14 protein-coding genes are annotated in these 14,388 nt (G+C 68.3%); 8 read left to right on the top strand and 6 right to left on the bottom strand.

The features are described from left to right. Positions 1–50: 50 nt before the first annotated feature. Both OL599_RS19035 and OL599_RS19040 read right to left on the bottom strand, forming a co-directional pair. On the bottom strand, positions 51–1,790 hold the full coding sequence (locus OL599_RS19035) for a SulP family inorganic anion transporter (protein WP_264715474.1): 1,740 nt from the start codon (positions 1,788–1,790) through the stop codon (positions 51–53). Between the two features lie 81 nt (positions 1,791–1,871). After that, on the bottom strand, positions 1,872–2,144 hold the full coding sequence (locus OL599_RS19040; protein ID WP_264715475.1) for a helix-turn-helix domain-containing protein: 273 nt from the start codon (positions 2,142–2,144) through the stop codon (positions 1,872–1,874). Positions 2,145–2,318: 174 nt separating this feature from the next. Here OL599_RS19040 and OL599_RS19045 point away from each other — a divergent pair, with 174 nt between their 5' ends. The 4 genes from OL599_RS19045 (at position 2,319) to OL599_RS19060 (ending at position 4,649) form a co-directional block, all read left to right on the top strand. Further along, complete coding sequence (locus OL599_RS19045) at positions 2,319–2,693, top strand: SMP-30/gluconolactonase/LRE family protein (RefSeq protein WP_264715476.1); 375 nt, start codon at positions 2,319–2,321, stop codon at positions 2,691–2,693. Beyond that, positions 2,603–3,226, top strand: coding sequence for an SMP-30/gluconolactonase/LRE family protein (locus OL599_RS19050; protein WP_264715479.1), 624 nt, complete (start codon positions 2,603–2,605; stop codon positions 3,224–3,226). Before OL599_RS19045 ends, OL599_RS19050 begins: the two co-directional genes overlap by 91 nt. Beyond that, positions 3,226–3,915, top strand: a complete 690-nt coding sequence (locus OL599_RS19055; protein WP_264715480.1) for an EthD domain-containing protein — start codon at positions 3,226–3,228, stop codon at positions 3,913–3,915. Before OL599_RS19050 ends, OL599_RS19055 begins: the two co-directional genes overlap by 1 nt. Before the next feature lie 401 nt (positions 3,916–4,316). Next, positions 4,317–4,649, top strand: coding sequence for a GYD domain-containing protein (locus OL599_RS19060; RefSeq protein WP_264715481.1), 333 nt, complete (start codon positions 4,317–4,319; stop codon positions 4,647–4,649). A gap of 28 nt (positions 4,650–4,677) precedes the next feature. On the opposite strand, the gene OL599_RS19065 is transcribed toward OL599_RS19060, so the two are convergent. Further along, a complete protein-coding gene (locus OL599_RS19065) occupies positions 4,678–6,996 on the bottom strand; it encodes a S9 family peptidase (RefSeq protein WP_264715482.1) in 2,319 nt (772 codons plus the stop codon). Between the two features lie 74 nt (positions 6,997–7,070). Next, entirely contained in the window at positions 7,071–8,375 is a 1,305-nt protein-coding gene (locus OL599_RS19070) for an aspartate aminotransferase family protein (RefSeq protein ID WP_264715484.1), read from the bottom strand. An 86-nt stretch (positions 8,376–8,461) separates the two neighbouring features. Between OL599_RS19070 and OL599_RS19075 the strand changes: the two genes are divergently transcribed. From OL599_RS19075 to OL599_RS19090, 4 genes are all read left to right on the top strand, one after another. Further along, the gene (locus OL599_RS19075; RefSeq protein ID WP_264715485.1) at positions 8,462–9,223 is read left to right on the top strand and encodes an SDR family oxidoreductase; all 762 of its coding nucleotides are present in this window, start codon (positions 8,462–8,464) and stop codon (positions 9,221–9,223) included. 157 nt (positions 9,224–9,380) lie between these two features. After that, positions 9,381–10,265: a hypothetical protein gene (locus tag OL599_RS19080; RefSeq protein WP_264715486.1), complete on the top strand. Its 885-nt coding sequence runs from the start codon at positions 9,381–9,383 to the stop codon at positions 10,263–10,265. A 154-nt stretch (positions 10,266–10,419) separates the two neighbouring features. Beyond that, on the top strand, positions 10,420–11,982 hold the full coding sequence (locus OL599_RS19085) for a cytochrome P450 (RefSeq protein ID WP_264715487.1): 1,563 nt from the start codon (positions 10,420–10,422) through the stop codon (positions 11,980–11,982). Between the two features lie 82 nt (positions 11,983–12,064). Then, on the top strand, positions 12,065–12,637 hold the full coding sequence (locus tag OL599_RS19090; RefSeq protein WP_264715488.1) for an HdeD family acid-resistance protein: 573 nt from the start codon (positions 12,065–12,067) through the stop codon (positions 12,635–12,637). Between the two features lie 46 nt (positions 12,638–12,683). Here the strand turns inward: OL599_RS19090 and OL599_RS19095 are convergent, their stop codons facing one another. Together OL599_RS19095 and OL599_RS19100 are read right to left on the bottom strand one after the other, a co-directional pair. Then, on the bottom strand, positions 12,684–13,097 hold the full coding sequence (locus OL599_RS19095) for a Rieske (2Fe-2S) protein (protein ID WP_264715489.1): 414 nt from the start codon (positions 13,095–13,097) through the stop codon (positions 12,684–12,686). A gap of 36 nt (positions 13,098–13,133) precedes the next feature. Next, a complete protein-coding gene (locus tag OL599_RS19100) occupies positions 13,134–14,219 on the bottom strand; it encodes an amidohydrolase family protein (RefSeq protein ID WP_264715490.1) in 1,086 nt (361 codons plus the stop codon). Between the last annotated feature and the right edge of the window lie 169 nt (positions 14,220–14,388).

Consider the following 14,388-nt stretch of genomic DNA (forward strand, 5'->3'; position numbering starts at 1 on the left):
TGGCGGTCCGGCGCAGGCGATCGTGGTGAATGGGCGGCCCGGTGCCCCCCTTACGCCACCTTGGCGGGTGCGGGATCGGTGTCCTGCGCCCCGTCGGCTTTCCGGTGCGCGGCCGAGAGCGCGTCGGACAGCGTGCTTCTGAACCGGACAAGCGGCGGGCGGACGCCGTGGGTCAGCAGCACGCGGCGGATGGCCGGGCGGGCGCCGGCGAGGTAGACGGCGGCGCCGTGCCGCCGCGCCTGGCGGGCAAAGCCCTGGATCGTTGCGGCGGCGGTGGAGTCGACGACCGGCACCGCCGAGAAGTCGATCACGTAGGCTTTCGGGTGCTCGCCGATGCGATCGAGCGCGGCGGCGACGCTGGCGGCCGCGCCGAAGAAGAACGCGCCGGAAATCCGGTAGACGACCACGTCCGGGTCCGTCGCCAGCGCCACGTCATAGGGCTTGCGGCCGTTGCCGTTGATGGTGTCGGGCAGGTCCGGCTCCACGATCAACCGGGAGCCCTCGATCTCGACGGCCTGCGCCATGCGGTGGAGGAACAGCAGCGCGCCGATGCCGAAGCCGACGATGATGCCCTCGGTCAGATCGCGGAAGACGACGAGCAGGAAGGTGGCGAGCAGCACGATCGCGTCGCCGCGCGAGGCCCGGATCAGCACCGCGAACTGGTGCTTCTCGGCCATGTTCCAGGCCACGACGGCGAGCACGGCGGCAAGCCCGGCGAGCGGGATGTAGCTGGCGAGCGGAGCGGCCACGAGCATGAACAGGAACAGGAAGACCGCGTGCAGCATGCCCGAGACCGGCCCGCGCGCGCCGGTTCTGACGTTGGTGGCGGTGCGCGCGATGGTGCCGGTGACGCAGAAGCCGCCGAACAGCGCCGAAGCGACGTTCGCGACACCCTGGCCGACCAGCTCGGAATTGGAGCGGTGCCGGCGGCCGGTCATGCTGTCCGCGACCACGGCGGACAGCAGGCTCTCGATGCCGCCGAGCAGCGCGAAGGAGAGGGCCGCGGGCAGCACCGCGCTGATCTTCTCGGGCGACAGGTCCGGCAGATGCGGCGCCGGCAGCGTCTGCGGGATGCCGCCGAAGCGGGTGCCGATCGTTTCCACCGGCAGGCCGAACAGCCAGGTGAGCACTGACGCGAGGCCGACGGCGATCAGGAATCCCGGCCAGTGCGGGCGGAACCGGCGCAGGGCGATGATGATGCCGATCGACAGCGCCGCCACGCCGACCGCGGCGACGTTGATCGTCGGCAGCGCGGCACCCAGGGCCTCGAGCTTCGGGATGAACGGCCCCGGCTCCTTGCCCGGCAGGGTCAGGCCCAGCAGCTCCTTGAACTGGCTGGCCAGGATGATGATCGCGATGCCGGAGGTGAAGCCCACGGTGACCGGATAGGGGATGTATTTGATGAAGGTGCCAAGCCGCAGGAACCCGACCACGAGCAGGATCAGGCCGGAGAGCATGGTTGCCAGGATCAGGCCATCGACGCCGTGCTGCTCGACGGTCGCCGCCACCAGGACGATGAAGGCGCCGGCCGGCCCGCCGATCTGGAACCGGCTGCCGCCCAGGGCCGAGACCATGAAGCCGCCGACGATCGCGGTGTAGAGGCCCCGGTCCGGCGTGACGCCGGAGGCGATGGCGATGGCCATGGACAGCGGCAGTGCCACGATCGCAACGGTCAGGCCGGCAAGGGCGTCGGCCTTCAGGCCGGCGAGGCCATAGCCCTCGCGCAGGATGGTGACCAGCTTGGGGGTGAATTGTTCGGCGAAGGTAGGCTCACGTGTCGGCGCAACCATCACAATCCGTTCTTTCCAGCCGCGTGCGCGGCGGCATCGTCGGGTGATGAATCCGGCGGCCGCCGTCGCGGGTTTCTGTCGCTAATCGGTACCGCCGTTCGGGGTTCTGGGGATCTTGAAGCGCACGCCGCGACCGTTGCCGACGCTTCTGACGTTCTCGCCGATGAGCTCGACGCCGGCGGCATCGAACGCCTCGACCACCTTGGTCAGCGTGTCGACGACTCCCCGCACATTGCCCTCGCTCGCCTCCATCCGCTGGATGGTCGGCAGCGAGACACCCGAAAGCTCGGCAAGCTGGCGCTGGTCGATACCGAGCAGGGCCCGGGCGGCACGCATCTGGGCGGCGGTAATCATGAACGCTCCGTTTCGCAAGGGAAGGCCATACCACCCTGCAACATTGATGTCCAGAACATCACTTGCGATGTTCCGGCACGCATACCTGATGGCCCTGGCGCGTATGGCCCGGGCGCATTGCCTGCCCTGCCCTGCCGGCCCATCCTGGCGGGCGCAGAGGGGGAAGACGAAACGATGCTGACCAGCGATTTCGAAGTGCGGGACCCACGATTCCGCCGGCTCGTGATGGGCAACGTGCATGTGGAGAAGCTGTTCACCGGGTGCCGCTGGGCCGAAGGGCCGGCCTATTTCCCGGCCGGGCGCTACCTGGTGTGGTCGGACATTCCCAACAACCGGATGCTGCGCTGGGACGAGACGGACGGCTCGGTTTCCGTCTTCCGCGAGCCGGCCAATAACTCCAATGGCAACACCGTGGACCGGGAGGGGCGGCTGGTGCGCGCCACCATCGCAGCCGGGTGGTGGCGCGCACCGAGCATGACGGCAGCCGCACGGTGCTGGCGCGCGATTGGCAGGGCAAGCGGTTCAACTCGCCGAACGACGTGGTGGTGAAGTCGGACGGCAGCATCTGGTTCACCGATCCCAGTTACGGCATCGATTCCGACTACGAGGGGGATGCGGCGGCGTCGGAGATCGGCGCGTGCCACGTGTATCGGATCGATCCCGCAAGCGGCGCGGTGGCGGCGGTGGCGACGGATTTCGAGAAGCCGAACGGGCTGGCGTTCTCGCCCGACGAGTCGAAACTGTACATCGCCGATACCGGCTTCACCCATGGCGACGACCTGCCACGCCATATCCGCGTGTTCGACGTGGTGGAGGACGGAACGTCGCTGACGGGGGGCGAGGTTTTCGCCACCTGCACTGTCGGCCTGTTCGACGGGCTGCGGGTGGATGTGCAGGGCAATGTGTGGACCAGCTCCGGCGACGGGGTGCGCTGCTATGCGCCGGACGGCACCGAGCTGGGGCTGATCCGCATTCCCGAGGTGGTGGCGAATTGCTGCTTCGGCGGACCCAAGCGCAACCGGCTGTTCATCTGCGGCACCACGAGCCTGTATGCGACGTATCTGAACACGCGAGGGGCGTGATGACGTTCTGCTGGTTTGCGACGTTCCGGGGTGCGGCCGAAGCCGGCGCCGCCGAGATCGATGCGTTGGCGGGATTCCTGGCGCGGACGCCGGGGCTGGCGCAGGCGCTGATCCACACGCCGGCGACGACCAGCGACCCCTATCTGAACGACGGACCGTCGCCGGCGCTGGCGCTGCAACTGTATTTCCCAGAGATCGCGGCGCTGGAGGCGGCGCTTGCGGCCGGAGGGCATCTGCAGGCGCTGGCCGGGGCGGCGTGCCCGCCGAGCCTGGCGGGGGCCGAGGTGACGCAGCAGGCGATGCTGGCCCGCGCGTTTCCGGTGCCGGACCCGGCCTTCCGCACGCCGGCGGGCGCCCTGCCCTGCACCTATCTGGTGGCCTATGAGGGCGCGGCCGAGGACCTGAATGTGTGGCTGGCGCATTACATCGATCACCATCCGCCGATCATGGCGCGGTTTCCGGGGATACGGCAGATCGAGATCTATACCCGCATCGACTGGTGCGGGTTCGTGCCGTTCGCGCGGGTGGAACATATGCAGCGCAACAAGGTGGTGTTCGATTCACCGGAGGCGCTGACGGCAGCTTTGAACTCGCCGGTGCGGCATGAGATGCGGGCGGACTTCAAGCGGTTTCCGGCGTTTTCCGGGGGGAATACGCATTTTCCGATGCTGACGCGGGCGGTGGGTTGAGGGGGGGCGGTTTCAAGGAAGAGAAGGTGACACGGAGAACACGGAGGACCACAGAGGACACGGAGAAGAGCTGAGCCTGGATGCTTCCTTGCCGTCGGGCTGAGGAATGAAGGCGCGCTTTGCGCACTAGAATTCATTCTTCTCCGTGTCCTCTGTGGTCCTCTGTGTTCTCCGTGTCCACTTCGCTTCTTGACCGCCGCAGATCGCGCACGTCGATGCAATCGTGGCGCGATGGGCGGGTTTGGCGGTAAGGTTCCGCTGTGCGGCCGTGCCGGCCATCCATCCGGGAGAAATCTGAAGAGCGGTTGAGCGTTTTCGTCCCGCGTGCCGGTGCGTTGATCAGATGGGTGTCGCCCGCCTCTGTCGCCGAACCGTGTAGCCACCAGAAACAGGAGGAAATGATGCCGTTCTACGCGATCCGGTGGGGGCTGAAGGACAGCACCTCGCGGGCCCTGACCCAGAACCCGCATGACCGTGAGCCGCTTGCCCGGCAACTGATCGAGGGGTTCGGCGGCAAGCTGCACAACTACTTCTTCATGCTGGGCGAATATGACGGGCTGGCGATCGTCGAGTTTCCCGACAACGTATCTGCAGTGGCGACCAGCATGCGGGCGTCGGCGACCGGCGCCTTCACGCGGTTCGAGACCCATGTGCTGATGACCGCGCAGGAGGCAAAGAGCGCGATGGAGAAGGTGAAGACGAGCAACGTGGCGTATCGCCCGCCGAACGAGTGATGCCGGCGAGAGAGCAGCGTCCCCTCGCCTATTCGATCAGACTCCGAACCATGAACTCCATCGCCCGGCGCAGGAAGTAGCGGTTGTTCCACACCGTCGTGTGGTCGTCGTTCGGCAGAACGACGACGTCGAAATCCTTGTCGGCTGCGATTAGGGCGGCGATGAGCTGCATGGTCAGCGCGGGGTGGACGTTGTCGTCCATGTCGCCGTGGGCGAGCAGCAGCTTGCCTTGCAGGCGGTGGGCGAGCGGGGCGTTGGCGGCGGCGTCGTAGGTGGTGGTGCCGTCGGGGTGGCGTTCCAGCGGGCCCTGGTATTTCTCGCACCAGGAGAAGCTGTAGCCCTTCTGGTCGTGGTTGCCGGAGGTGGCGACGGCGGCGTGGAAGACCTGCGGATATTCCAGCAAGGCGCGCACGGAGGCGTAGCCGCCGCCGGAATGGCCCATGATGCCGACGCGCGCGAGGTCGATGTAGCTGTGGCGGCGGGCGAGCTCGTGCAGCACGGCAACGTGGTCGGCGAGCATGCCGGGGTCGGAGAGCTTGCCGTAGCTGGCGTCGTGGAACGCCTTGGAGCGCAACGGCGTGCCGCGGCCGTCCACGATGACGACGACGAAGCCGAGCTCGGCGAAGGCCTGCGGCAGGCAGCTTCGGGACAGCTCCGGCAGGGTGTCGGCGAGCATGGCGGTGGGCAGGTTGCCGCGCTGCGGGCCGGGATAGATGTAGTCGATGATTGGGTATTTCCGCGACGGGTCGAAATCCGTGGGCAGCCAGAGCGCGCCGAACAGCTCGGTTTCGCCGTCGGCGGCGGGGGCGCGGAATGAAGTCGGCCAGCGCCAGGCGGCTTGCAGGGCGGGGTCGAGCGTTGCTTCGGCGAGGGGGGCGACCAGGGTGCCGTCGGTGCGGCGCAGGGTGGAGACGGGCGCGCGTTCGAGGGTGGAATGGGTGTGCACGAAGAAGCGGCCGGAGGGCGACAGCCAGGCGCCGGTCTCGGCTTCCGGGCGAATGTGGTCGCGGGGCACGCGCTTCTGCTTCATGGCCAGCGCGTGGTCGCCGGGCTCGGGCGTGAGGACGGTGAGGCCGGTGCCGTCGAGGTTGATGCTGCAGAGGGTGCGCAGATAGGGGTCGGCTTCGGGGTCGATTCCGGCGGCGAGGAAGTGGATGCGGCGGGCGGCCTCGTCGATATGGACGATGTCGCGCACGACCCATTCGCCCTGGGTGATGCGGTGCTTCAGCGCGCCGGTGCGCAGGTCGTGGAGATACAGATGCGCCCAGCCGTCGCGCTGGGAGAACCAGACGATCTCGTTGCTGCGGTCGAGCACGCGGATGTTGGGCAGGCCGGTGACGGAAAGGTTGACGTCGATGAAGGTGTCGGCGGTTTCGGTGAGGATGGGGCGGACGGCGCCGGTGCGGGTATCGAGCTCGTGCAGAGTCTGGCGGCGCCAGAGGCGGTCGCGGTCGAGGAAGAAGACACGGGTGGAATCAGCACTCCACCAGGCTTCCTCCTTCTCGATGCAGGTCATGACGCCGGTGACGTGCGGGCCGGATTGCGCCGGGATGATGCTGCCGGTGATGGTGTCGATGATGATGTGCTGTTCCATCGGCAGGTCGGGGTCGCCGCTGTTGGCGACCTTGAGGGTGTGCAGCACCGGGCGTGCGGCGCCGCTGTCGGGCACGTGCTGGACCAGCGGGAAGTCGGCGACGGCGCGCTCGTCCAGCCGGGAGGTCAGCAGACGCCGCGAATCGGGCGACCACAGCACCACGGCCGGCAGGGTGATGCCCTTGCGCGCGAGCGTGACGGTGGTGAGGTTCATGTCGGCGGACTTGGCGTATTCGTGGTGCCGCGCGCCGTCGAAGGTGAGCTGCTTCTCGAAGCCGGAGATCGTGTCGCGGAGCCAGAGATCGTGGCCGCGGCGGAAGGCGGCGCGGGTGCCGTCGGGTGAGCGGACTTCGCCGGGCTGGCTGCCGGGATCACGGGCGGGATCGGGCGCGGGGTCCGGGCTGCATGTGCCGGTGGCGGGGGAATAGGTCCAGTTGGCGCCGCCGGCGGTGAAGCGGGCGGCGCCGGAGGCGTCGAGGGCCAGGCGCTCGATCGGCAGATTGGCGGGATCGGCGGGCTGGCCGGAGGCGAAGGTCAGGGCGGCGGCGAGCCGGGCGTGGTCGAAGGCGGGGGCGGTGCTGCCGTCTGCGGCGTCCACCTGCGTGAAGGTGATGCCTTCGGGGGATTCGTGGCGATACCAGAAGCGGTCGGTGTCGCCGATCCAGTGCGGGCGGATCTGCGGGTTGCGGATCCGCGCGCGCACGTTCGCAGGCAGGAAGCGCTCGGCGCGGGCCTGAAGGTCCCTGGGCAGCATCCGCATTTCTCTCCGGTTCTATGCGGGATCACGGTACTGCGATCCGGGCGATGCGCCCAGGGGGTGGCGGCGGCTTATTGCAGGAGATGGGCGCGCGAGGTCGCGAACTCCTCCACCGCATCGACCAGGCTGTCGATGTCCGCCGGGGTCAGCGGCAGGGACAGCACCATCATGCCGCGCCGCGCGATCCAGTTGCCGGCCTTCTGCAGGTCGAAGAAGAACAGGTCGCGGGTCTTGGCGTTGCCCTTGGCGGCGTCGGCGGGGCTGCGGATCGGGGTGCGCGTCATGTGCACCGCCAGCATGGAGCCGCGGCCGGTGAACTGCATCGCCACCCCATGGCGCTCGGCCACCGCGTTCAGGCGGCTGCGCAGGTCCTCGCCCATGGCGTTGAGCGCGTTGGCGGCTTCGGGGGTGTAGACCTCGGTGAGCGCCGCGATGCCGGCGGACATGGTCAGCACGTTGTTGTTGAAGGTGCCGGCATGCGGCAGCGCGTTGGGCGAGCGCGGGTCGAAGCGGGCCATCAGGTCGGCGCGGCCGCCGAAGGCGCCGAAGGACATGCCGCCGCCGATATATTTCCCCAGCGTGGTCAGGTCCGGCGTGATGCCCAGCACCGCCTGCAGGCCGCCCGGCGACAGGCGCGAGGTCATGACCTCGTCGAAGATCAGCACGATGCCGTGCTTCGCGGTGGTGTCGCGCAGCATCTGCAGGAACGGCAGCTCGGCGGAGATGCAGCCGCCGCCGCCCAGCATCGGCTCCAGGATCACCGCGGCGAGGTCGGCGGCGTTGGCCTCGATCTCCGCCTGCGTTGCCGCGATGTCGTTGTAGCTGCCGTAGATGTAGTCGAACGGGGCGTTGATGTTGGCGCCCGGCGAGAACATGAACACCGCGCCGTGGTAGCCGTTGCGGAACACCAGCACCTTCTTGCGGCCGGTGCAGGCGATGGCGGTGCTGATGGCCAGCATGTTCGCCTCGGTGCCGGAATTGGTGAAGCGCACCAGCTCCATCGACGGGAAGCGCTGCTGCACCAGGGCGGCGAAGCGCGGCTCGAAGGTGTTGTGGCCGCCCAGGCTGATGCCGGAATCCATCGCCTTCTCCACCGCGCGGCGGATGGCGGGGTGGGAGTGGCCGGCGATCCCGGCGGTGAACTCGCCGAGGAAATCGACGTATTCGTGGCCGTCGATGTCCCACAGGCGGGCGCCGGCGCCGCGGGCGAAGGTGATGGGGAACGGGTCGTAGTACAGCACCGTGCGGGTGTTGCCGCCGGGCATGGCGCCGGTTGCCGCCTGGTGGTGCGCGAGGCTTGCAGGATTGCGGTCGGTATAGGCCTGCTTCGCCTCGTCGAGGGCGGCTTCGATGGTGATGTTGCGGGTCGTCGTCATGGCGGCCATGCTCCCTTGTCGCGGCGGCATGGCAGCGCGCCGGAGCCGGACAGTCAAGCCGGCCGGTCAACACGGGAGAGAGACGAATGAGCGGACACGGCAGCAGGATCGCCATGGTGACGGGCGCCGGCAGCGGCGTGGGGCGGGCGGCGGCGCTGGCCCTGCTGGCCGAGGGCTACAGCGTGGTGCTGGCCGGGCGGCGGCTGGGGGCGCTGGAGGAGACGATCGCGCTGGCCGGCGACAACGGCCGGCGCGCCCTGGCCGTGCCGACGGACGTGACCGACCCGGCCTCGGTGACCGCCCTGTTCGCGGCGACGCATAAGGCGTTCGGGCGGCTCGACCTGCTGTTCAACAACGCCGGCGGCAACGTGCCCAGCACCAATTTCGGGGACATGACCTGGGAGCAGTGGGCGAGCGTGGTGGCGGTGAACCTGAACGGCGCGTTCCTGGTCGCCAATGCCGCCTTCCGCATGATGCGCGACCAGTCGCCGCGCGGCGGGCGGATCATCAACAACGGATCGATCTCGGCGCACACGCCCCGGCCGGGGTCGGCGGCCTATACGGCGACCAAGCACGCCATCACCGGGCTGACCAAGACGATCTCGCTGGACGGGCGGGCCTACGACATCGCCTGCGGCCAGATCGATATCGGCAACGCCGCCTCGCCGATGACCGCGCGCATGGCCGGCGGCGTGCCGCAGGCCGACGGGACGATGAAGCCGGAGCCGACCATGAACGTGGACAGCGTGGGCAGGACCATCGTCTACATGGCCGGCCTGCCCCCGGATGCGAACGTAATGTTCCTGACCGTGATGGCCACGAAGATGCCCTTCGCCGGCCGCGGCTGAAGTCGCGCCGCCCGGGCGCGGGATCGGCGGTTCACACACACGTGTCGTGCGGGATCGCCGGCGATGCCGTTGCATCGCCGCGGGGCGCCCGGGGACGGACCGGCGGCCCGGAACCGCCGCAGGCGTCACGGCCGGGCATCAACCAGGGGCAGGCGGCATGGCGCACATGCGCGAACTGGGCCTGGCAGTCATCGCGGGCCTCGGCCTCGGGGCGAGTGCCGCGGCGCAGACGCCTCCGCCGCCTTCCGTGCGCATCCCGCCGGCCGGCGCCGCCGCAAGCCCGGGTGCGGCAGGCAGTGGCGGCGCGGACGCCACCGAGCTTGCCAAGAAGCTGCAGAACCCGATCGGGGATCTCTACAGCTTCCCGTTCCAGAACAACACGAACTTCAATGCCGGGCCGCACAAGGGCACGCAGGACATCCTCAATGTCCAGCCGGTCATTCCCGTCCACGTGAACGAGGACTGGAACATCATCACGCGGACCATCCTGCCGCTGATCTGGCAGCCGTCGCTGCAGCCGGCGCCGACCGTTCCGTTCGGCACCGGGCCGATGACGTTCTCGGCCTTCCTGTCGCCGAGCAAGCCGGTGAACGGGTGGCTGTGGGGCGTCGGGCCGGTGGTGCAGGTGCCGACGATCAGCAACGCGACCCTGGGCTCCAATGTCTGGGGCGGCGGCCCGACCGCGGTCCTGGTGTTCATGCGGGGGCCGTGGGTCGCGGGCGGGCTGGCCAACAATGTCTGGTCGTTCGGCGGCACGTCCGGGCGCGGCGGCACGCGCTACAACATGTTCCTGGCGCAACCGTTCGTGAACTACAATTTCGGCGAGGGCTGGTACGTCGGCAGCGCGCCGGTCATCACCGCGAACTGGCTGGCGGCGGGGAACAAGGCATGGACGCTGCCGGTGGGCGCAGAGGTCGGCCGCGTCATCAAGCTCGGCGGCAAGCTGCCGGTGAACCTGCTTCTCGGCGCCTACTACAATGCGCTGCGGCCGCAGTTCGGCGCGACGTGGCAGTTGCGCACACAGGTCACGCTGATCTTCTAGCGGACAGGGTCCGGTCGTGACGGCAATCGCATTCCCGGCTTCGTGCTCGCGCCCTTCATGACCGGCCCTCGGTTTCTCTCACGGCAAATTGCAACGCTGCAATGGATGGCAGCAACTAGGATCACATGGCCGGGATATATCGGGGAAAACGGCCATGGAAAGACGAATGGTGCTCGCCGGCGCCGCGGCCGCCGCGGTGGGGGCCCTGTCTGACAGGGCCTCGGCGACGGACGCGTCGCCCGGCGAGATCGCGGCCGCGCTGGCCCGCTTCCGCGCCTCGATCCCGGGCAATTTCGACCGCGCCTATGTCGAGAATGTCGTCATCCCGTTCTTCCTGACCAGCTTCTATGAAGGCGAGCGGCCGGCGCTGCCGATGATCGATGTCACCTTGACGAAGGAGAACGCGCTGCCGTCCGATCTCTGGGGGCTGATCTACGAAAGCTGGAAGCCGACCCCGCAGGACGGCGTGACCGTCTTCCTGCAGGGGCTCGAGCAGCGCGGCGACAACAACCTGCGCAAGCGGATCTACATGTCGGCCGTCACGCCGGATCTGTACCGTCCGATGTACGGCGACAAGGTCGTCGCCTTCTTCGACCAGCTGATGGACAACCGGTTCGCCGGCAAGCCGTTCATGCGGCACTATCTCGACTATTATTTCGACATCTACTGGGACCTGCATCTCGGCGTGAAGGGCGACGCGGTTCCGCCCAAGGTCCGAACGATCGGCGAGAGCTTCAACACCGTCCTCGCCTTCCGCGACCCGATGCAGCCGATCGTGTACGAGAACTACATGACGGTTCGCGCGCTGCTCGGCTTCCTCAAGGCATGGATCGACGCGCGGCTCGACGATGTGGCCAGCGGGCGTGTCGCCCATCCCGAGAGAACGCTCGCCTGGTACTGGCTGAAGAACGCCGGCAACGGCGCGCATTTCAGCAAGAAGGACGTCGTCTTCGAGTGCTTCCACAATTTCGTTGCCTTCAGTCAATGGGGCAACACGATCTTCGGCATCATGTCGCGGCTGAGCCAGGACGGCGGCGATCCCGCGGTGCGTGCGTCCTTCGAGAAGACCATGAGCGGCGCCTACGACAACGCGGACGGCGGGCCGTACACGCCGCTCGAACTGTTCGTGATGGAGCTGTTCCGCACCATCTCCCCGAACGGCGGCAGCATCTCGGCCATCACGGACGCCAGGCAATCGGCCTATGGCGGATCGCCATTTGCGCAATTCGGCGTGCCGTATGAGCGGCACAGCTACATCAGCACGCCGCACACGGCGACCAGCTTCGATGCGCGGCACTGGACCAACCCGCTGCAATTCGATCCCGACCGCTACCGGAGCGTGCCGACGAGCGCCCAGATCGACGAGGCCAGGTGCCGGCAGATCGGCTTTCCCCGGTGCCCCTTCGATCCCACCACGTTCGACGTCAGCGATGGCAGGAAAGCAGGGTTGGCCAATAGCGGATTCGGCACCGTCTTCGGCGTCGTCGACGGCAAGCCGTTGCCGGTCTGCGACTATGCCGGATTTGCGCCGTTCGGCTTCGGCTATCGGCGCTGCCCCGGCGAGCAGCTGACGATCCAGGTTTTCGAGGACTTCCTGCGCAAGGTGTGGCGCGACAGGATCGCCTTTCACAAGCTCAACCTGCCGAACCCGGGACGGATTCCAATCGGACCGAATGCGGTGATCGACGACGATATCGGCTTCACCAGGCCAGCCTGACGGGCGGAGCGGCCCGGCTGGCGCCTATCGGCGATGGCCGGCCAGGCGAGACCCTTCGCAGCCGACACAGGAGAGGGATGTCATGTCAACCAGTGTAGCCGGCCACGAGGGCGTTGCTCCCCCTACATCATGGAAGTGGGGATGGTTCGTTGCTCTTGGCGTCGCGCTGATCGTCCTGGGCGTGATCGCGTGGATCGACGTCGCCTTCGTCACCGTCGCAAGCGTGATCTTCATCGGAGCGAGCCTGGTGGTGAGCGGCGTGTTCCAGATCGCGCACGCCTTCATGACCAGGCAATGGCGCGGCTTCATTACCGGCGTGCTCTGCGGCGTGCTCTATCTCGTTGGTGGCTTTCTCATCATGAACGAGCCGGTGCAGGGCGCGGTGGTGCTGACGCTGCTGGTCGCGGCGACCTTCATCGTCGGCGGGATCTTTCGCATCGTGCTCGCACTGCGGCACCGGGATGTGGCGGCCTGGGGCCTGATTCTGTTCAGCGGCGTCGTGAGCATCGGCGTCGGCTACCTGCTTTATGCGAGCCTTCCGTGGTCGGGGCTTTGGGTGCTCGGCACGCTGATCGCCGTGGAGTTGGTGGTGCAGGGCGCGAGCTGGCTTTCGTTCGGGCTGTCGCTGCGCAAGACCCAGCTGGCAGCCGGCTGAGCATGGGCGGCGTCCGGCCTGCGCGGCCAAGGCGCCGCAGATCGCGTCACATGTCCACGACGACGTAGTCCTGCTCAACCGAGACCGCGACGGTTTCCGCGACATACGGGCCTTCGACCACCAATCTGCCGGGCTCGACGTTCACGGCGTAGGCGCGCGTCCGGATCCTTTCCGGGTCGCAGTAGGACTGGCCGGTGCGGATATCGAACTCCCAGCCGTGCCAGGGGCAGCGCAGGATCTCGCCCTGGCGGGTGTAGCGGTATTCGCCGGGGCGGGACGATTCCAAGAGCCCGGTGAGGCGGCCTTCGCACAGGCTGCCGCCCTGGTGCGGGCAGCGGTTGAGCAGGCCGAAATATTCGCCGCCGATATTGAAGATGGCGATCGGCCGGCCCTTCACCGTGACCAGCTTGCGGCTGCCCGGCGGGATGTCCTGGACCGGGGCGACGATGTGGCGGCTCATGGCGGTGGTCCCGTAAGTGAGCGGACGCGGGCGCCGTCAGCCGGGCGCGCCGAGGCCGGCCGGCTGCGGCAGGCGGCGATAGGTGGCGCGCGGGTTGTCGAGCATCATCTTGCGCACCAGGCTGTCCGGCAGGCCCTCGGGCAGGGCGGCGTCGCCGTCGAACTGCCAATGCGGGTAATCCGTCGAGAACAGCAGCAATTCGTCGGATTGCATGTGGTCGATGATGCGCAGCAGGCCGTCGCGGTCGGGCGGCGCATCCACCGGCTGCAGCGACAGGCGCACGTTGCTGCGCACGATGTCGGTGGGCGCGCGATCCACCCACGGGATCTCCATGCGCAGGCCGCGCCAGTATTTCGTCAGCCGCCAGAGATGCGCCGGCAGCCAGGTGAAGCCGGATTCCAGCAGCACCACCTTGAGGTTCGGGTAGCGCGTGAACACGCCCTCGCAGATCAGGCTGGTGAGCTGGGTCTGGAACGCCTGCGCCTGGGCCACATAATCCTCGGTGTAGTACGAGGGCCAGCCGACGGGAGTCGGCGGAGTGTGGTAGGCGGAGCCTGCATGGATGCCGATGGGCAGGCCATGGCGCTCGGCCGCGGCGTAGATGGGCCAGTATCTGCGCTTGCCCAGGGGGCTGTCGCCCATCACCAGCAGCAGCACCTGCACGAAGCGCGGATCCCTGGCGCAACGTTCGATCTCGTCCACCGCCAGTTCCGGGTTCTGGACCGGAACGACGATGGAGGCGCGCAGCCGCGGCTCCCGGTCCAGCCACTCTTTGGCCATCCAGTCGTTCACGGCGCGCGCGAAGGCGGCGGCCATGTCCTCGCTGTACAGAAGCTGGACGCCGTAGAGGCAGTTGGCGATGGCGATGCTGGTGCCGAACGGGTCCAGCGCCTCGGCCCGCAGCCGCGCGAGGTCGGCGCCCGGCCGCCCCGATGGCGGCCGCCAGTCGGGCCGGGCCGTCAGCGGCGAATTGTTCGGATAGGCGATGGACGCCAGCTCGTCCAAGCCCCTGGTGACGACCTGCTCGCGCCAGTGCTCGTCGAGATAGGGCAGCAACGCCTGCAGGCTGGGGACGGCGGGGTGGATGTCGCAGTCGATGCCGCCGGCGGCGGGAGGCGTCATGGCTGTTCTCCGCAACTGGCGCCGGCGGCCGCGGGCCACGCGGTGCGCGGTCGACCGATCGGGTCAGGCTGCATCGCTTCCCCCGAGTTGCCTGCCTGCGTCACGCAGTTCGTGTCATCTAGGGGGCGCGGCGCGGGCGTTGTCAACGCCCGGAGGCGGCGCGCCGGGC

It is taken from the genome of Limobrevibacterium gyesilva (assembly GCF_025989185.1).
GTDB classification, from domain to species: domain Bacteria; phylum Pseudomonadota; class Alphaproteobacteria; order Acetobacterales; family Acetobacteraceae; genus Limobrevibacterium; species Limobrevibacterium gyesilva.